The sequence below is a fragment of the Kocuria sp. UCD-OTCP genome (genome assembly GCF_000349605.1).
Classification (GTDB): domain Bacteria; phylum Actinomycetota; class Actinomycetes; order Actinomycetales; family Micrococcaceae; genus Kocuria; species Kocuria rosea.
On record NZ_AOSQ01000023.1, the window covers coordinates 1 to 17,701 of the forward strand.

Consider the following 17,701-nt stretch of genomic DNA (forward strand, 5'->3'; position numbering starts at 1 on the left):
TTTTCGAACGCCTTTTTTGAGCACGGCGGAGGTGCCGCCGTTGTAGTGGGCGTCCTCCGTGCCGGTGCCCGGTCCGGTGTGCACGCGCAGCCGCTCGCCCGGGGCCAGCTCGTAGCCCTCGCCCACGGTGAGGACGTTGTTCGCGGCGTCGCGCAGCACGTACCCGCTGACGTCCACGGCGGTCCGGCCCGTGTTGGTGAGCACCACGTGCTCGCCGGTCCCGGGCTGGAGGTCGTCGCCGGGGACGTCGTTGACGGAGTCCTCGATCCGGATCCCGTTGTTCGCGGGGAAGGGGTCGCGCCCGTCCAGGTGGCGGGCCGTGTGGAGGGGGAAGTCGCCGGTGATCATGTCGACGCCGAGGTCCACCACGTGCTGGACCGCTTCCGGGGAGTTGACGGTGTAGACGCCCAGGGCCAGGCCGGCGGCGTCGACGCGCGCGACGTCGCCGGCGTCGAGGGTGCGGTAGTTCGTGCCCACGGAGTCCACGACACCGGCCCACCGCTCGATCGTGGCGGCGTCCGGGACGCTGCCGGTGAGCTGCTGCAGGGGCACGTCGGGGGCCAGCCCGGCGAAGGTCCGGTTGGACGCCTCGTCGAAGCCGATGACGGTGACCTTGTCCGCCGCGAGCAGCTTCGCCCAGTCCCGGTCCTCGGCCAGGGCGTCGGCCACGACCTGCTCGATGCCGGGGGAGTTCTGCGGGGACTTGATCTCGATGTAGACGCCGGTGTTGACGGTGGCGATCCGCGCGGCGTCGTCGAGGTGGGGGATCCGCTCCCCGGCGAACTGCGCGTCGAAGGAGGAGCCGGCGTCGAGCTGCTGCAGCTCGTCCCACGTGAAGGACGTGATCGGGTCGTCCTCGCGGCCGGGGAAGACCTCCTCGACGTCCGTGGTGCGCGCGGGGGTGCTGTCGTGGAACAGGAACGGCACGCCGTCGGCGCTGAGCTGGACGTCGATCTCCAGGTAGTCGACGCCGGCGGCGCGGGCGTCCTTGAACGCGGGGACCGTGTTCTCGGGGGCGGTGCCGGCGGCGCCGCGGTGCCCGACGACGATCGGGTCCTCGGTGCCGGAGGGGGCGGCGGCGGCCGGCAGCGCCGAGCCGAGCACGGCCACGGCGGACAGGGCCGCGGCGGCGCCGCGCAGGGTGCGGGGGGAACGGGTGGTCATGACGGTGCTCCTCGTGCCTGGGGGGACAGTGCCCCTCCACCGAAGCGGAGCGCGGAGACGAACCGGTCAACGCGACGTGACGAGCAGGTGATCTCCTGGCGTCCCGGAGGCGGCCGGTACTGTGGTCGCCATGGACAACAGCACGATCGTGAACATCCTCCTGGTCCTGCTGTTCGTGGCCGTCGGGGGCGTCTTCGCGGGCACCGAGATGGCGATCGTGAGCCTGCGGGAGAGCCAGGTCAAGCGGATCGAGCGCTCGGGCCGCAAGGGCGCCCGGACCGCCGCCCTCGTCCGGGACCCCAACCTCTTCCTCTCGGCGGTGCAGATCGGCGTGACGGTGGCGGGGTTCTTCTCCTCGGCCTACGGCGCCTCGACGCTCGCCCCGGACGTGGCCCCCGTCTTCGAGCGGGCCGGTCTGTCCACCGCGGCCGCGGAGACCTCCGCGCTGATCGGCATGACCCTGGTGATCGCGTACCTCTCCCTCGTCCTCGGGGAGCTCGTGCCCAAGCGCCTGGCCATGCAGCGCTCCGTGGGCTTCACGAAGATCCTGGCCCCTCCGCTGAGCGTCTTCGCCACGCTCATGCGCCCCGTCATCTGGCTGCTGTCCGTGTCCACGAACCTCGTGGTCCGGCTGGTGGGCGGGGACCCGCACGCCGTCACCGAGGAGGTCTCGGCGGAGGAGATCCGGGAGATGGTCGTGGACACCCGGGGCATCGGGGCCGTCTCGCGCTCGATCCTCACGGACGTCTTCGAGGCGGGCGAGCGCCGCCTCGCCGAGGTCATGCGCCCGCGCCCCGACGTCCACTTCCTGGACGGCACCCTGCCCGTCACGGAGGCCTACCGCACGGCCCTGGCCCTGCCGCACTCCCGCTACCCCGTGCTCGGCACGAGCGTGGACGACGTCCTGGGCTTCGTGCACATCCGCGACCTCGTGGTCGCGGACCAGGACGGCGACGGGGTCATCGAGGCCCCTCCGCGGACCCTGCGGGACGTGGTGCGGCCCATCCCCTTCCTGCCGGAGACCAACCACGTGCTGCGCACCCTGCAGGCCATGCGCAAGGACGGGCACCACATCGCGCTGGTGGTCGACGAGTACGGCGGGACGGCGGGCATCGTGACCCTCGAGGACCTCGTGGAGGAGCTCGTGGGCGAGATCTACGACGAGTTCGACGCCGGGGTCCGGGAGCACGAGGACACGGTGCTGCGCGAGGGCGGGGCCGTGCTCGTGGACGGCGGGCTGATCATCCAGGAGGTCCCGGTGGAGGCGGGGCTCGTCATCCCCGAGGGCCACTACGAGACGGTCGGCGGGTTCGTGATGGACCGGCTGGGGCGGGTGGCGCGCCCGGCGGACGTCGTCGACGTGGACGGCTACCGGCTCGAGGTCCTGGCCGTGGACCGCAGCCGGGTGGAGCGGGTGCGGATCACCCGGCTGCGGCGGGACGCGGCGGAGGACGGCCGGTCCGGGGCCTGATCCGTCCCGGCGGGGCCCGTCCCGCCGGCGGTGACCTCGTGGCGCGGGAGCCGGGTCAGTGGCCCCGGAAGGCCTCGGCCAGCCACCACGCCCCGCCGTCGGAGGCGATCTTGGCGTCGATCACCAGGGGCCGGTCCCGGGGCCCGTCGAGCCAGGTGCGCACGGCGGCCAGGTCCTCGGCGGAGCGCACGACCACGCCGTCGGCGCCGAAGCCCCGGCCGATCGCGGCGATGTCGGCGTCCGGGAAGACCACCGTGTCCAGGGGCGCGTCCCCGTCACCGGCGAAGTGGTGCACCTCCGCGCCGTACGCGGCGTCGTCGTAGACCACGCACACCAGCGGCAGGCCCAGCCGGACGGCGGTCTCGAGCTCGGCGATCCCCATGAGGAAACCGCCGTCCCCCGTACCGAGCACCGGCAGCCGGTGCGGCTGCGCCAGCGCGGCGCCGATGGCCGTGGCCAGGCCCAGGCCCACGGACTGGAAGGCCTGGGTGAAGCAGAACCCGCGCTCGTCCGGCACGGAGAGGTACTGGCTGGGGTAGCCCATGAAGTTGCCGCTGTCGACGGCCACGACCCGCTCGGCCGGCAGCATCGCGTCCAGCTCGCGGGACAGCACCCGCGGGTCGATCCGCTCCGCCGTGGACAGGTCCTCGAACGCGACGTCCCGCCACCGGGCCTCCCGGGCGATCCGCGCGGCCAGCTCGGGCGTGCGCCAGGACGACGACGCCGGGGCGGCGGCTCCCGGCCCGGCCGCGCCCTCTCCTGCGGTGCCGCCCGTCCGCAGGACGTCGTGCTCCAGCGCGGCGAGGACGTCCCGGGCGGTGAGCGCGCAGTCGCCCACGACCCCGAGGTCCAGCGGCCGGTCCACCGGCCGGTGCGCGCCCAGGGCGGACTCCTCGAGGTCCACCTGCACCACCGCGGCCTCGGGGCCCAGGAGGCGCCCGTGCCGGGTGGTCCACATGGTCAGGGCGCAGCCCCACGCCACCACGAGGTCGGCCGCCCCGATCAGCTCCGCGGTCGCCGGGGAGGAGAAGCCCCCGGAGATGCCGAGGTCGAAGTCCTCGCCGGCGAACAGGCCCTTGGCCACCGCCGACGTCGCCAGCAGCGCCCCCGAGCGCTCGGCGAGGGTGGTCAGCTCGGCGCGGGCCCCCCGGGCGCCGCGTCCCGCCACGAACACCGGCCGGCGCGCGGCGGCCAGCATCCCCGCCAGGCGCTCGGCGGTGTCCTCGTCCGGGCGTACGCGCGGCGCGGGCGGGAGCGCGGGCACCACGGCGCCCTCGGGGGCGGGGGACGCCTGGACGTCGAGCGGGACGCTGAGCACCACGGTGCGGCGGTCGTTGCGGGCGCGCCGGACGGCCCGGGCGACGTCGGCCGCGGCGCTCGCGGGGGAGTGCACCCGCTCGGCCACCGCCCCCACCGCCCGGGCGAGGGCGTCCTGGTCGATCCGGAAGTTGGAGTGCACGGCCGCGGCCTGGGTGTCGGCGGTGAGCACGATCAGCGGGGTGCGGGACTTCGCGGCCTCGCCGATGCCGGTGGTCGCGTTGGTCAGCCCGCAGCCCTGGTGCGTGGTGACCACGGCGACGCGCCCGCTGGTGCGGGCCCAGGCGTCGGCCATGGTCGCGGCGCCGTTCTCGTGCCGGGCGGCCGTGAAGGGCACGCCCGCCGCGATGAGCGCGTTGGTGAGGTGGAAGTTCCCGCTGCCCACCACGCCGAACGCGTGCCCCACGCCCAGCTCCGCGAGCGCACGGCCCACGAGCTGGGCGACCGTGCCGGTCACGCCCCGGCCCGCTCGACGAGGGCGAGCACCCGGGCGGGGCTGCCCGTGCCGCCCACGACCGGCAGGGGCGCGACCACGAGCTGCGCCCCGAGGACCGGCAGCCGGTCGAGGCGGCGCAGGGAGGTCAGCCCGTACTTGTCGTGGCCCAGCAGGTGGTGGTGGGCGGGGAAGGGTGGGTCGAAGCCGCCGGCGATGCCCGCGTCGATGCCGACGGTCTCCACGCCGAAACCGCTCACGTGCGGGTGGGCGGCGAGCCACTCGGCGGCGGCCACCGACGGCCCCGGGGCGTGCAGGCCGTCCGCGTCGGCGTTGAGGAAGCGCTCGGGGTCGTCCGCGCGGGCGGACCAGCCGGTGCGCAGGAGCACCCAGCAGTTCTCGGGGAAGCGCCCGTGCTCGGCCTCCCACCGCTCGAGGTGCTCGGGCTCCAGCAGGGCGTCCGCGTCCGCCTCCGCCTCGGCGGTGAGGTCCAGGACGGCGGCCGGCCCGACGAGCCGCGCCGGTTCGATCCGGTCCACCGACCTCCCGTCCCGGCCGGTGATCCAGTGCACGGGCGCGTCCAGGTGCGTGCCGGCGTGCTCGCCCAGGGTCAGGTCGTTCCACGCCCAGCCGGGCCCGGCCTCGTCGTAGGCGCTCACCGGGGTCATGGACAGGCCCACCGTGTTGGCGAACGGTTCCGGCAGCCGCAGGATCGGGGTGTCCCGGTCCAGCGGGGTGGTCAGGTCCACGACCTCCACGGTCCCGGCGGCCAGCGCCGCCCCCAGTTCGCCCAGCACGCTCATGACGTCACCCTCCGCAGTTCGTGGGCCCCGTCGGCGGGGCCGTGGCACTTGCCTCGCCGCCCATTGTGCCCCGGCGCGGGCCCGGCGCCCCCGCGGTGGGAATCACTTCCACACTGTGGCATCCGTGTTCACACAGTGAGTGCAGAGCGGGTCCTGCACGTCCTCCCGGTGTACTGTGATGGGCGTCCCAACGGCTCGCGATGCCCTCCGCGCCACCGGCACCGGTGCTGCGCCGAGAGCGGTCTGCGCGGCCGCGTCCTGACCGCACCCCGCAAGGAGCCCACCATGAGCACCACCTCCGAGTCCTACCTCGTGGGCCTGATCGGCGACGGGATCACCCGCAGCCTCACCCCGCCGATGCACGAGACCGAGGCGCGGAACCACGGGCTGCACTACCTGTACCGTCCGGTGGACCTCGAGGTGATCGGCCGCCCGGGCGAGGACGTGGGGGAGCTGCTGCGGGCCGGGCGGGACCTCGGGTTCAACGCCTTCAACATCACGCACCCGTGCAAGCAGCTGGTCCTGGACCACCTCGACGAGGTCGCCCCGGAGGCGGCCGCGCTGAGGGCCGTCAACACGGTGGTGATCCGCGACGGCCGGTTCGTCGGCCACAACACCGACGTGTCCGGCTTCGCCGCGGGGTTCCGGGCCGTGCTCCCCGGCGCGGCCAAGGACCGCGTGGTCCAGGTCGGCACCGGCGGCGCCGGCTCCGCCGTGGCCTCCGCGCTGCTGAGCGCCGGCGTGCAGACCCTGCACCTGTTCGACGTGGACCCCGCCCGGGCGGGCGAGCGGGCCGCCGCCATGGCCGAGCTCTTCCCCGGGCAGCAGGTCGCGGCCGCCACCGCCGAGACGCTGCCGGAGCTGGTGCGCGCGGCCGACGGGCTGGTCAACGCCACCCCGGTGGGCATGCACCACCACCCCGGCACCCCCGTGGACCCCGGCCTGCTGGAGGCCCGGCAGTGGGTGGCCGACGTGGTCTACCTGCCGGTGGAGACCGAGCTCGTCGCCGCGGCCCGGGCCCGGGGGTGCCAGGTGCTCGACGGCGGCCACATGGCGGTCGGCCAGGCGGTGGACGCGTTCCGGCTCATCACCGGCGTGGAGCCCGACCGGGCCCGGATGCGCGCCCACTTCCTCGATCTCATCGCGGCCCAGCGGGGCTGAGCCCGGGCTCCCGTCCCGGCCGCCGCGGGCCGGCGCCCCCGGGCTCCGGCCCGGGTGACGGGCTCACTGCTGCTCGTGCCGCGGGACGGCGGCGAGGTGCTCGGGCCGCACGGCCACGGCGTGCTGCTGGTGGTCGGGGTGGCTGTGCAGCCACTTCTTGATGTAGGGGCACACCGGGACGACCGTCAGCCCGGCCCCGGCGGTGTCGTCCAGGGCTTCCCGGGCCAGTCTCGAGGCCAGGCCCTGCCCGCTGTAGGCGTCGTCCACGGTGGTGTGGTAGAAGATCCGCTGCGGCCCGCCGGGGCCCTCGAAGGGCACCCAGTGGGCCGAGCCGATGACGGTCTCCCCGTCGAGGAGCTCGTAGCGCTGCCGGCCGGGGTTGTTCCGCACCGTGACGGCGGAGGTGTCCATGGTGGTCTCCTGGGGGACGGGCTCAGCCGCGGGGCCGCAGCTGGACGGTGGGCAGCGGTGGGGCCGGCAGCGGGGCGGGCTGCTCCGCCGGGTAGGGGCCGAAGCGCGGGTACGGCGCCCCGTCCTCGTAGCTGCCGGAGGCCGGCGCGGGGGCCGGTTCGGCGTCGATCTCCGCCTGCCAGGCGGCGCGGTGGGCGACGACCTCCTCGTGGCTGCGGCCGACGAAGTTCCACCACATCACGATCTGCTCGCCCAGCGGCTCGCCGCCGATGAGCAGCAGCCGGACCGGGCTCAGGCCGGCCTCCAGCACCACGGGACCCTGCCCGACCGGGAGGCAGGCGAGGTGGTCCACCGGCACGGGGGCGCCGTTGAGCGCCAGGTCGCCGGTGTCGAGCAGCACGCCGTGCTCGAGGGCCGGGTCCAGCTCCAGCTCCAGCCGGGCGCCGGGCCGCAGGGTGGCCTCTGCGGCCAGCAGCGGCGGGGTGAAGGTGTCCACCGGGGAGGTGCTGCCGGCCAGGGAGCCGAGGAAGACGCGCAGCTCCGTGCCCTCCCCGACCACCGGCTCGGGGGCGTGGTGCTCGAAGGTGGGTGCCATGTGGCGGGTCGCCTCCGGCAGGGCGTACCAGAGCTGGACCCCGTGCAGCAGCGTGGTGCCGGGGGTGGAGAACTCCTGGTGGGAGATCCCCCGTCCGGCGACCATCAGGTTGACCTCGCCGGGCCGGACGATCGCGTCGTAGCCGGCCGAGTCCCGGTGGGCGATCCCGCCGGTGAACAGCAGGCTCACGGTGGCCAGGCCGGTGTGCGGGTGCCGTGCCACCCGCATGCCCCCGGACTCCGAGACCAGGTCGGGGCCGTAGTGGTCGACGAAGCACCACGCCCCGATGAGGCTGCGCTGCCGCTGGGGCAGGGTGCGGCGCACGGTCATCGCGCGGGGCCCGCCCAGGGGCACCTCGCGCGGGGCCAGCAGCTGCGCGCCGGCCCCGACGGCCTCGGAGCACAGCAGCTCCTGCGGGTCCACGTCCAGGTTGGTCACGCCGTGCCCCCCGCGACGGTCGACGGGGTGCGCGGGGCGTCCGGTGCCGGCTCGTCCGCGGCCCGTTCTCCCGGGGGATGTCCCTCCGGCGCGGCCGCACGGGGGCGGACCCGGTGGCGGGAGAGGACGGAGACCCGGTTGAAGGCGTTGATCGCCACCGCCGTCCACTGCAGCGCCGAGTACTGCTCGTCGGTCAGCTCCGCCCGGGCCACCGCCAGCTCCGCCAGCCGGGTCTCCTCGTCGGGCAGCAGGGCCACGGACTCCCCGATGGCCAGCGCGGCCCGCTCCAGGTCGTCGAAGAGCTCCGTCTCGCGCCAGGCGGGGAGCACCGCCAGCTTCTGCGCGCTCACCCCGGCCTCCACGGCGTAGCCGGTGTGCAGGTCGAGGCAGTAGGCACACCCGTTGAGCTGGGAGACCCTGATGTTGAGCAGCTCCACGAGCGCCCGGGACAGCCCGGCGTCCTCGGCCGCGGCGGCGACCTTGCGCGCCAGGCCGTTGAGCGCCCGCCAGCTGCCCGGATCCGCCTTGTCGAGGTAGAAGTGGTCGCCGGCGCTCATGGGGTCTCCTCGGGGTCGTCGCGGCGCCGCCGGGCGGCACCGCCGTGCGTCCAGCGAATACCCCCCGGCGGTGCCCCGTCAAGGGCGGCGCCGCGGGGCCCTGTCGGCCGGCCCGCGGACATTGGGGCACGAAAAAATGCGCTATCCATCGTCCCTCGTGAGGCGCATCCTGGAAGAGCTTGTTCAGGCCGGGGCAGCAGGCTCCGGCCCGGAGATCCTCCCGGAGGAGAAGTCATGGCCACCACCGAGTTCGTTCCCGTCTCCGACTGCACCGTGGGGCAGTGCTCGTTCAACCACGACCACGAGTGCACGGCCCACGCGATCACCGTGACCGGGTCCTCCGGCCACGCGCACTGCGGCACGTTCATCTCGCTGGGCCCCGACGGCGGCCTGCCCACCGTCCACGCCGAGGTCGGTGCCTGCCAGCGCGGCGAGTGCGTGCACAACGAGCACCTGATGTGCACGGCCCACGACGTGAAGATCGGCGCCGGCGCCGACGAGGCCGACTGCCTGACCTACCAGGCCGCCTGAGGACCGTCGGCAGCCCCGGCCCCGGGCACCTGACCGGGGCCGGGGTTTCTGTCTGTCCCGGGGGCGGACGTGCCAGCGCGCCCGGGCCGCGGGACAATGGAGGGGCCCGCGCAGCAGCACGGGGCGACGAGAGGACGGTGCGCCATGGACGAGGAGATCCGGCTCAGCGGGGCCGACCACCCGCACGTGCAGATCCCCCGGCTCGGGGAGCTCGACGCGGTCTGGGCCCGCCGGATCGTGCTGGCCGTCGTGGCGAGCCTGGTGGTCGGGCTGCTGGGCGGCATCGCGGCCGCGCTCCTCCTGGGCGAGAGGGGGCTGCTCAGCCCGGTGCAGTGGGGACTCGTGGTGGGCGGGGCGGCCCTGCTGGTCAGCGGCATCATCCTCTCGCTCACCCGGGCGGACGACGCGCCCCGCAACGACCTCATGGACGCCCGCGCCCGGGCGAGCAAGGGGCTGCGGACCTCGGTGCGCCGCGGCGCCGTCCCGCGGGACCCGGTCCTGCGGGAGATGCAGGACTACATGGCGGTGGAGATGGTGCAGTACGCCTGGCCGATCCTGCTGACCGTCCCGGGCATGGCGCTGGTGGTGTGGGCGCTCTTCGTGCCCGTCCCGGCCGTGCTGGTGGCGCTGCTGCTCGTGCTGGTGTGGGCCGCCGTCCGGGTCAACGGGACCGTGGTGGGCCGGCGCTACTACCAGCTGCGGGGCCTGCTCTGAGCGCTCGGCCCGGCGGCGCCGGTGCCGCGGGGCGTCAGCGCGGCGGGAGGCGGACGAGCTCCACGTCGGTGAGCCGCCCGCCGTCGGCGACCGCCGTCAGATAGGTGCAGTGCGGCTGGCGCCGCCGGTCCGTGGGGGAGCCGGGGTTGAGCAGCCGCAGGCCCGCCGGGGTGGTGCTGTCCCACGGGATGTGGCTGTGGCCGAAGACCAGGACGTCGAGGCCGGGGAACGCCCGGTCCATCCGGGCCTCCCGCCCGGCGGCGGCACCGGTCTCGTGGACCATCCCGAAGCGCACGCCCCCGAGCGTCTCGCGGGCCACCTCGGGCAGCCGTTCGCGCAGCTCCGGGCCGTCGTTGTTCCCCCAGACCCCCACGAGGCGGGCGGCCCGCTCCTCGAGCCGGTCGAGGGTCGCGAGGTCGATCCAGTCGCCCGCGTGCAGCACCACCTCGGCGTCGTCGACGGCCCGCCACACCGCGGCGGGCAGGTCGCGGGCGCGCTTGGGGACGTGCGTGTCGGCGAGCAGGAGGAGTCGGACCATGACGATCAGCCTCGCACAGGGACCGGTCGTCCGTCGCGGCGGATCCGGTCCAGGCCCTTCGAGCCCAGCCAGACGACGCCGAAGAACACGATCACGGCCATGCCGAGGAAGTTGAGGTCGATCGCCGCGACGAGCGCGCCGCCGGTCGGCTGCAGGAGCTCGGCGAGCACGGACAGCAGACTCGTCCCGCCGATCACGAAGGCGATGACGACGGAGACGGTGGTCACCGTGACGTTGTAGTTCAGCCGGCGGCGGGCGTCCACCGAGGCCCAGCCGTAGACCCGGTTCATCAGGATGCCGTCGGCGCTGTCGAACATCGTCATGCCCGCGGTGAAGAGCACGGGCAGCACGAGCACCGCGTACCAGGGCAGCTCGGGGGCTAGCCCGCCGGCCATGACGAACAGCCCGATGGAGGCCGCCGTGTCGAGGCCGAGGCCGAAGAGGAAGCCGACGGGGTACATCCTGGCCGGGCGGTCCACCATGCGGGTCACGGGGTGCAGCACGCGGTGCAGCACGCCCCGGTCGGCGAGGTGGGCGTCCAGCTCGGCGGCGTCCAGGGCGCCGGTGCGCGCCGTGCGGCGGGCCCGGCGAAGCCGGAGCAGCACGGCGAGGTTGAGCACCCCGGCGGTGACGAGGAACAGCCCGGAGACGGTGCCGCCCCAGATCCCCGCGGCCTGCCGCAGCCCGGAGCCCTCGTCCGCGAGGCCGCCGGCGAAGGCCTCCAGGCCGAGGGCCAGCAGCAGCACGGAGACGAGGACCACCGAGGAGTGGCCCAGGGCGAACCAGAAGCCGGTGGCCGCGGACGCCCGGCCCCGCGCCATCAGCGAGCGCGTCGCGTTGTCGATCGCGGCGATGTGGTCGGCGTCGAAGGCGTGCCGGACGCCCAGGGCGTAGGCGCTGAGGGCGAGTCCCACGAACAGTCCCGTTCCCCCCTGGGGGGTGTCGGTGCCCAGGGCGAGGGCGAGCAGCGCGCCCCAGCCCGCGACGTGCAGGAGGACGACCGCGGCGCCGATGACGGTGACGCTGCGCCGTCCGGCGACGGACGGGGGGACGGTGCGGGAGGTGCTCACGGCGGGCCTTTCGCTGGGCTGGGGCGGGCTTCGGGGAGGGGCCGCGGGGGCCGGGGGCGCGCACCGGCCCCGCGGCGGCGTCAGTTCTCGAGCGGCACGCCGGCCTCCTCGGCCTCGGCGAACAGGGCGTCGATGTGCACCGGGTCCTTGCCCGCGCGCTCGAGCAGTGACGCAGCCACGCCCGAGCGGTAGCCGGAGCCGCAGTGCACCCACAGCCGGCCCGCGGGCACCTCGTCCATTTGGGGCAGCAGCTCGTGCAGCGGGATGTTGACCGCGCCCGGGAGGTGCGACTGCTCGTACTCGTCCACCCGGCGGACGTCCAGGACGGTCTCGTCCTCGGGTCGCCCCTCGAGCATGCCCTTCCAGTCGACGCGCGGGTAGGAGGAGCGGGCCGCCCCGGGGGCGAGCTTCTCCGGGTCCTCGCCCAGCGCCGCGTCGGGGGAGTCGATGCCGATCCGCGACAGGTCCCGGATCGCGTTCTCGACGTCCGCACGCGACCCCACGAGGGTCAGCTGCCGGTCGTAGGGGAAGATCCAGCCCAGGAACGCGGTGAAGCTGGAGCCGTCGCCGTACTCGAAGCTGATCGTGCCCTTCAGGTGCTCGGCGGAGTAGGCCACCCGGTGGCGCAGGTCCACCACCCACTCCCCGGCCTCCAGGCGGGACCGCAGCTCCTCGGGGTCCAGGGAGTCGGGCACGGACAGGTCCGGCTCGGTGGGGCCGGCGGCGTTGGCCGGGCCCATGTGCACGTAGTAGTTCGGGTACGCCGTGAGGTTGCTGATGAGCTCGGCGACGAAGTGCTCCTCGTCCGGATCGGTGTAGACGTGGTTCGTCCTGATCTGCTCGCCGAGGGTGGACTCGTCCGCGCCGGTGGCGGGGCCGGAGGAGCAGAAGGAGCCGAACCCGTGGGTCGGGTACAGGGCGGCCTTCTCCTGCGCCTCGGCCGCGAGGCGGCGGGCGGAGGCGTACTGGTCGTGGGTCAGGCCCACCATGTGCTCGCGGCCCAGCAGGTCGGTGCGGCCCACGGAGCCGTAGAGGACGCTGCCGCCGGAGAACACGGCCTGCTCCTCGCCGTGCTCCACCACGAAGGACAGGTGGTGGTGGGTGTGGCCGGGGGTGGCCACGGCCTTGACGGTGAGCTCGCCGACCCGGACGGTCTCCCCGTCGGCGATCGGGGTGCGCTCGAAGGAGACGTCGTCGGCGGCGTTGACGAGGTAGGCCGCGCCGTGCTTCCGGGCGTAGAGGCAGCCGCCGGTCAGGTAGTCGTTGTGGATGTGCGTCTCGGCCACGTGGGTGACCTTCACCCCGGCCTGCTCCACGGCGGCCTCGAGGCGGTCGATGTCGCGCTGGGCGTCGATGACCAGCGCCACCTGCCCGTCGTGCACGAGGTAGCTGCGGTCCCCGAGCTGGGGGGTGTCGATGAGGGTGACGTCCATGGTGCGTTCCTCCTTGGTGGTGCCCCGCGGCGCGCCGTGGGGCGTGGTGACGGTATCGGCGGGTTGTTACGGGAGTGTTCCAGGGGCGGGGCCACGGCGGAAGCGACGTGCCGGGGACCCGCGCCGCGGCTCAGGCCTGCTGCCCGGCCTCCTGCCCGGCCCGCTGCCGGGCGAGCTCGGCGTGGACCTCGGCCATGTCGAGGCCCTTGACCGCGGTGATGACCTGCTCGAGCCCGGCGGCGGGCAGGGCGCCGGGCTGGGAGAACACGAGCACGCCCTCGCGGAAGGCCATCAGGGTGGGGATGGAGCTGATGCCGGCGGCGGCGGAGAGCCGCTGCTCGGCCTCGGTGTCGACCTTGGCGAAGACGACGTCCGGGTGCTTGGCGGAGGCGGCCTCGTAGGTCGGGGCGAACATGCGGCAGGGGCCGCACCAGCTCGCCCAGAAGTCCACGAGGACGATGTCGTTGGACTCGATGGTGGGGGCGAAGTCGGCTTCGGTGATGTCGATGGTGGCCATGGGGACCTCCTTGGTCGGGGTTCTCGGTCGGTGATCTCGGAATCGGTCGTAGCGGACGGTGTGCGGAAACGGTGGGAAGAAGAGGGCGAGGGTCAGGCCGTGAGGGGCGTGCGCAGCGGGCACCTCGGGACCACGAACCAGCAGACGGCGGCGGCCGCGCCCGCAGCCGCGGCAGTAATCCCGACGGCGAGGCCGGCCGCGTCGGGCAGCTCCTGGACCAGGACGAAGACGCCCATGACCAGGACGAAGATGCCGAAGCCCTTGCGCAGTGCGGCCTCGGGGATGCGCCCGGCCAGCCGCGCCCCGGCGAACGAGCCGGCGACCGCGGCGACGGTCACCGCACCCACCAGGGCCCAGTCCAGGGAGACCGTGGTGAGGTAGCCGGCGAGGCCGGCGAAGGACTTCATCGCGATGACCACCAGGGAGGTGCCCACGGCCACGGGCATGGACAGCCCGCCCAGCAGGGCCAGGGCCGGGACGACGAGGAACCCGCCGCCGGCCCCCACCAGGCCGGTGACGAGACCCACGACCAGGCCCTCGGCGACGACCTTGCCGACGGGCAGCTCGCCGTCGTGAGTTGTCGCGGTGCTGTTCCTGCGGCCGCGGATCATGGCCAGGGAGGTCGCGACCATCATCAGGGCGAAGGCGACCATCAGCACGGTGCCGGGGATGTAGCCGCCGGCCAGGCCGCCGAGGAAGGCCCCGGCCATGCCGGCCGCGCCGAAGACGAGTCCGGTGCGCCACTTCACGCGCCGGTTGCGGGCGTGGTTGACGGCGCTGACGGCGGAGGTCACCCCGACGACGAACAGGGAGGCCGCGATGGCCTCCTTGGGGTCCAGCCCGGCGACGTAGGTGAGGATCGGGACGGTGAGGATGGATCCGCCGCCGCCGAGCAGACCGAGCGAGAGCCCGATCAGCACCGACAGCAGGAGGGTCAGTACGAGGGTGACGGTCATGGTGCGTGTCCTTTGCTTCCCGCCGGCCGGGGCGGGTGGTCAGGCCGTGGAGGGGTGCCGGGTGCTCCGCCCGGCGTTCGTTCCGAGTATGGCAGATACCCCCCGGGGTATTCAACTACCCCCGGGGGTATCGAGGCCGGGCGCCGGTATCGCCCAGCGAGAACCCGGCCGTCCCGCACTTCCCTTTCCGCGCCCCGCGTGCCAACAGTGGAGTCCTGACCGCCAGATCCCCCGACCGAGGAGACACGTCATGACCACCGACATCACCGGCAAGAAGATCGCGTTCATCGCCACGAACGGCGTCGAGGAGCCCGAGCTCACCGAGCCGTGGAAGGCCGTCCAGGAGGCCGGCGGCACCCCCGTGCTCCTGTCCCCGGAGGAGGGCACCATCACGGCGATGCAGGGGGACTGGGACCGCGCCGGCAGCTACGACGTCGACGGCACCCTCGCCGCGGCGAAGGCCGAGGACTTCGACGCGCTGGTCCTGCCCGGGGGCACCCTCAACGCGGACACCGTGCGCACGGACCAGGACGCCCTGCGCCTGGTCAAGGAGTTCGACGCCGCGGGCAAGCCGATCGCGGCCATCTGCCACGCCCCGTGGATCCTCATCGAGGCCGGGCTCGCGCAGGGCAAGCGGCTCACGTCCTACACCTCCCTGGCCACGGACCTGAAGAACGCCGGGGCGGACTGGGTGGACGAGGAGGTCGTCGTCGACGGACGCCTCGTCACCTCCCGCAACCCCGGTGACCTCGAGGCCTTCAACCGGGAGGCTCTCACGCTCTTCGCCGGTTGATCAGCGCCGCCGGGCGACCGGTCCGCCGCGGAACCGCCCGGTTCCGCGGGTACCGCGGGGGCGCTCCCGGACGGCCGTCGGAGGCGACGGCCGTCCGGGAGCGCCCCCGCGTCGGTGCCGGCCCCGCGGCTCAGGCCACGAGGCCCCGGCGGCGGAACCCGGCGGCGGCCGCGGCCAGGAGGGCGAGCGCCAGTGCGGCGAGACCCAGCAGCGGAGCGGCCTCCCAGTCCTCGGAGGGCACGAGCGGCGTCAGCTGCACGGGGGAGAGGTTCATCGCCGCCTCCGGCAGGTCGAGCAGCAGGCCGAACCACGAGACGAAGACCACGTACGCGACCACGGCCCAGCTCAGCGCGGCGAACCGCGGGACGAGTCCCACCAGGGCGGCGGCGACCCCCGCCACCACGAGCACGGCCGGGGCGTAGGCCAGGGCCGCCAGGGCGAGCTCGCCGGTCCAGCGCAGGTCCCCGGTGGTGGCGGTGACCCCGGCGCCCAGCGCGGCCCCGGCCAGCAGCAGGGCCAGGAGGGCCTCCACCACGACCACGGCGAGCCAGCCGAGCACCCAGCGCACCCGGTCGAGGCCCGTCGAGAGGAGCAGGGCCGTGCGGCCGGACTCCTCCTCGGAGCGCAGGCGCAGCACGCCCGAGACGGCGAACGCGACCACCCCGAGCGCGAGGTAGGACAGCGTCGCGGCGGCGAAGGACTCGGTGAGGGCGTCGAGGTCCATCACGAGCCAGTCGGTGATCGACGGGATGTCCGCGATGCTGTCCTCCAGCGAGTCGGCCAGCGAGCCGAAGGCCAGGCCGAAGAGGACGAGCCCGGCGGTCCACCCCAGGAACGTGCCGCGCAGCAGCCGCCGCGCCAGCCCGGTCGCGGAGAGCAGGCCCGCCCCGGCCGCCGCGGGTCCGGGGCGTGCCTGCCGCAGCCCGGCGCCCAGGTCCCGCCGCTGGGCCAGCAGCACGGCCGCCACCAGCAGCGCCGCCGTGAGTGCCGCCGAGAGCGCCAGCGGCCACCAGCGCAGGTCCACGTAGAGCCGGGTCTGCTGGGCCCAGGCGATCGGCGAGAACCAGGACAGCCACGAGCCGGTGGGCTCGACGACGTCCCCGATCCCGCGCACCAGGAAGGCCGCGCCGAGCACGGCCATCGCCGTGCCGGAGGCGGCCCGTGCGTGCTCGGTGAGCTGGGCGGTCAGGGCCGCCACGGCTCCGAAGACCAGGCCGGTGAGCGCCGTGGCCACGCCCCACGCCACGGCGTCGACCCCGCCCAGGCCCGCCGCGAAGAGCCCGGCGGTGATCCCGGCGCCGACCGCCGCGTCCGCCACGGCGACCGCACCCAGGGCGGCCGCCGCCGGGGCGAAGCGGCCCACCGGCAGCGCACGGACGACCTCGAGCCGCCCGGACTCCTCCTCGGCCCGCACGTGCCGGCTCGCGAGCAGGATGCTCATGATCGCCGTCGCCACGAGCACCGACAGGCTCAGCTCGTTGACCGTCATGGCGCCCAGCGTGTAGTCGTCCGCGCCGAAGGCCGGGCCGGTCATCATCACGGCGGACGGGTTGTCCAGCAGGGCCGCCCGGGCCTGGCGGGCCTCGCCGTCCGGGAACGTCTCCTCGAGGGCGAGCACCGTCGCGGACACGGTGCCGGTGAGCGCGAGCACCCACACGAGGATCCGGACCCGGTCCAGGCGCAGGTTGAGCCGGAACAGCCGGCCGGTCGCGGCCCACGGCTCGGCGGTCCTCATCGGGGCGCCCGCACGTCCCGGCCGGCGCCGCGCCCGGTCCCGCCCGGGGCGGCGGGCTCGGCCGGGCGGTCGCCGTAGTGGCGCAGGAAGAGCTCCTCGAGCGAGGGCGGGGTGACGGTCAGGTTCTGCACGCCCAGGTCCGCGAGCGCCCGGAGCACCTCGGGGACCCGGGCGTCGTCGACGTCGAAGCCCAGCCTCCCGTCCTCGTGCACGAGGTGGTGCACGCCCGGCAGCCCACCCAGGCGGCCGGGTCCGGCGGAGGTCGTGGCCGTGACGGCGGAGCGGGTCAGGTGGCGCAGCTGGGCGAGGGTGCCGCTCTCCACGTCCCGTCCGGCGCGGATGATGGTCACGGTGTCGCACAGCTTCTCGACCTCCGCCAGGATGTGGCTCGAGAGCAGGACCGTGCTGCCCTGCCCGCTCAGCCGGCGCACCTCGTCCGTGAACACGGCCTCCATGAGGGGGTCCAGCCCGGAGGTCGGCTCGTCCAGGACGTACAGCTCCGCCTCGGCGCTCAGGGCGGCGACCAGGGCCACCTTCTGCCGGTTGCCCTTGGAGTAGCTGCGGGCCTTCTTCGTGGGGTCGAGCTCGAAGCGCTCGACGAGCTCGTCGCGGCGGCGGCGCCGCCGCCGTCCGCCGCGGATGCCGGTGAGCAGGTCCACGATCTCGCCCCCGGTCAGGTTGGGCCACAGGTTCGTGTCCCCGGGGACGTAGGCGGTGCGGCGGTGGATCTGCACGGCGTCCCGCCAGGCGTCCAGGCCGAGGACGGTGGCCGTGCCCGCGTCCGCCCGGAGCAGGCCCAGCAGCACCCGGATCGCCGTGGACTTCCCCGAGCCGTTGGGACCGAGGAAGCCCGCGACCTGCCCCGGCGCCACGGTGAGGTCGAAGCCGTCCAGGGCCGCGGTGGGGCCGAAGGTCTTGACGAGCCCGCGGGCCTCGATCACCGGGGTGTCCATGGGTGCTCCTGACGGGTCGGGGCCGGCGGCGTCGCGCCCGCCTGCTCCTCACGGTAGGCACCGCCCCGGTGCCGGACAAGGAGGCCCGGGGGTCCCGGGCGCGCCGGCCGG

General features: G+C 74.7%; 18 protein-coding genes. 5 read left to right on the top strand and 13 right to left on the bottom strand.

Annotation, left to right across the window (positions count from 1 at the left end):
- Window positions 1–1,164: glycerophosphodiester phosphodiesterase family protein (locus tag H488_RS27820; RefSeq protein WP_017833449.1), on the bottom strand; the 1,164-nt coding region annotated here is incomplete at its 3' end.
- A 130-nt stretch (window positions 1,165–1,294) separates the two neighbouring features.
- Here H488_RS27820 and H488_RS27825 point away from each other — a divergent pair.
- Window positions 1,295–2,635 (top strand): hemolysin family protein, encoded by a 1,341-nt coding sequence (locus H488_RS27825; protein WP_031283023.1) that lies wholly within the window; start codon window positions 1,295–1,297, stop codon window positions 2,633–2,635.
- Between the two features lie 55 nt (window positions 2,636–2,690).
- On the opposite strand, the gene H488_RS27830 is transcribed toward H488_RS27825, so the two are convergent.
- Both H488_RS27830 and H488_RS27835 read right to left on the bottom strand, forming a co-directional pair.
- Window positions 2,691–4,409 carry a thiamine pyrophosphate-binding protein gene (locus tag H488_RS27830; RefSeq protein WP_017833451.1) on the bottom strand — a complete coding sequence of 573 codons (1,719 nt, stop codon included), beginning with the start codon at window positions 4,407–4,409 and terminating at the stop codon, window positions 2,691–2,693.
- Window positions 4,406–5,188, bottom strand: a complete 783-nt coding sequence (locus H488_RS27835; protein WP_017833452.1) for a cyclase family protein — start codon at window positions 5,186–5,188, stop codon at window positions 4,406–4,408. Before H488_RS27835 ends, H488_RS27830 begins: the two co-directional genes overlap by 4 nt.
- Before the next feature lie 285 nt (window positions 5,189–5,473).
- Here H488_RS27835 and H488_RS27840 point away from each other — a divergent pair, with 285 nt between their 5' ends.
- On the top strand, window positions 5,474–6,349 hold the full coding sequence (locus H488_RS27840) for a shikimate dehydrogenase (protein WP_017833453.1): 876 nt from the start codon (window positions 5,474–5,476) through the stop codon (window positions 6,347–6,349).
- A 63-nt stretch (window positions 6,350–6,412) separates the two neighbouring features.
- Here H488_RS27840 and H488_RS27845 read toward each other — a convergent pair whose 3' ends face one another.
- Genes H488_RS27845 through H488_RS27855 form a run of 3 tightly spaced genes read right to left on the bottom strand, consistent with a single transcriptional unit; the run spans window position 6,413 to window position 8,350 of the window.
- Complete coding sequence (locus H488_RS27845; protein ID WP_017833454.1) at window positions 6,413–6,760, bottom strand: GNAT family N-acetyltransferase; 348 nt, start codon at window positions 6,758–6,760, stop codon at window positions 6,413–6,415.
- A 22-nt stretch (window positions 6,761–6,782) separates the two neighbouring features.
- Window positions 6,783–7,793, bottom strand: a complete 1,011-nt coding sequence (locus H488_RS27850) for a pirin family protein (RefSeq protein ID WP_017833455.1) — start codon at window positions 7,791–7,793, stop codon at window positions 6,783–6,785.
- Entirely contained in the window at window positions 7,790–8,350 is a 561-nt protein-coding gene (locus H488_RS27855; RefSeq protein WP_017833456.1) for a carboxymuconolactone decarboxylase family protein, read from the bottom strand. The genes H488_RS27850 and H488_RS27855 overlap by 4 nt, the downstream gene beginning before the upstream one ends.
- Window positions 8,351–8,584: 234 nt before the next feature.
- Here H488_RS27855 and H488_RS27860 point away from each other — a divergent pair, with 234 nt between their 5' ends.
- Window positions 8,585–8,881, top strand: coding sequence for a DUF1540 domain-containing protein (locus H488_RS27860; protein WP_017833457.1), 297 nt, complete (start codon window positions 8,585–8,587; stop codon window positions 8,879–8,881).
- A 144-nt stretch (window positions 8,882–9,025) separates the two neighbouring features.
- Window positions 9,026–9,595, top strand: a complete 570-nt coding sequence (locus H488_RS27865) for a hypothetical protein (protein ID WP_017833458.1) — start codon at window positions 9,026–9,028, stop codon at window positions 9,593–9,595.
- Between the two features lie 34 nt (window positions 9,596–9,629).
- Here the strand turns inward: H488_RS27865 and H488_RS27870 are convergent, their stop codons facing one another.
- The 5 genes from H488_RS27870 to H488_RS27890 form a co-directional block, all read right to left on the bottom strand.
- Window positions 9,630–10,133: a metallophosphoesterase family protein gene (locus H488_RS27870; RefSeq protein WP_017833459.1), complete on the bottom strand. Its 504-nt coding sequence runs from the start codon at window positions 10,131–10,133 to the stop codon at window positions 9,630–9,632.
- Window positions 10,134–10,138: 5 nt separating this feature from the next.
- The gene (locus H488_RS27875; RefSeq protein ID WP_017833460.1) at window positions 10,139–11,203 is read right to left on the bottom strand and encodes a HoxN/HupN/NixA family nickel/cobalt transporter; all 1,065 of its coding nucleotides are present in this window, start codon (window positions 11,201–11,203) and stop codon (window positions 10,139–10,141) included.
- A gap of 80 nt (window positions 11,204–11,283) precedes the next feature.
- Window positions 11,284–12,636 (bottom strand): MBL fold metallo-hydrolase, encoded by a 1,353-nt coding sequence (locus H488_RS27880; RefSeq protein WP_017833461.1) that lies wholly within the window; start codon window positions 12,634–12,636, stop codon window positions 11,284–11,286.
- Between the two features lie 130 nt (window positions 12,637–12,766).
- Window positions 12,767–13,153 (bottom strand): thioredoxin, encoded by a 387-nt coding sequence (gene trxA / locus H488_RS27885; RefSeq protein WP_017833462.1) that lies wholly within the window; start codon window positions 13,151–13,153, stop codon window positions 12,767–12,769.
- Window positions 13,154–13,245: 92 nt separating this feature from the next.
- Window positions 13,246–14,109 carry a sulfite exporter TauE/SafE family protein gene (locus H488_RS27890; protein ID WP_017833463.1) on the bottom strand — a complete coding sequence of 288 codons (864 nt, stop codon included), beginning with the start codon at window positions 14,107–14,109 and terminating at the stop codon, window positions 13,246–13,248.
- A gap of 250 nt (window positions 14,110–14,359) precedes the next feature.
- Here H488_RS27890 and H488_RS27895 point away from each other — a divergent pair, with 250 nt between their 5' ends.
- Window positions 14,360–14,902 carry a type 1 glutamine amidotransferase domain-containing protein gene (locus H488_RS27895; protein WP_017833464.1) on the top strand — a complete coding sequence of 181 codons (543 nt, stop codon included), beginning with the start codon at window positions 14,360–14,362 and terminating at the stop codon, window positions 14,900–14,902.
- A 130-nt stretch (window positions 14,903–15,032) separates the two neighbouring features.
- Here H488_RS27895 and H488_RS27900 read toward each other — a convergent pair whose 3' ends face one another.
- Complete coding sequence (locus tag H488_RS27900; RefSeq protein ID WP_017833465.1) at window positions 15,033–16,637, bottom strand: ABC transporter permease; 1,605 nt, start codon at window positions 16,635–16,637, stop codon at window positions 15,033–15,035.
- On the bottom strand, window positions 16,634–17,590 hold the full coding sequence (locus H488_RS27905; protein ID WP_017833466.1) for an ABC transporter ATP-binding protein: 957 nt from the start codon (window positions 17,588–17,590) through the stop codon (window positions 16,634–16,636). The genes H488_RS27900 and H488_RS27905 overlap by 4 nt, the downstream gene beginning before the upstream one ends.
- Window positions 17,591–17,701: the final 111 nt, after the last annotated feature.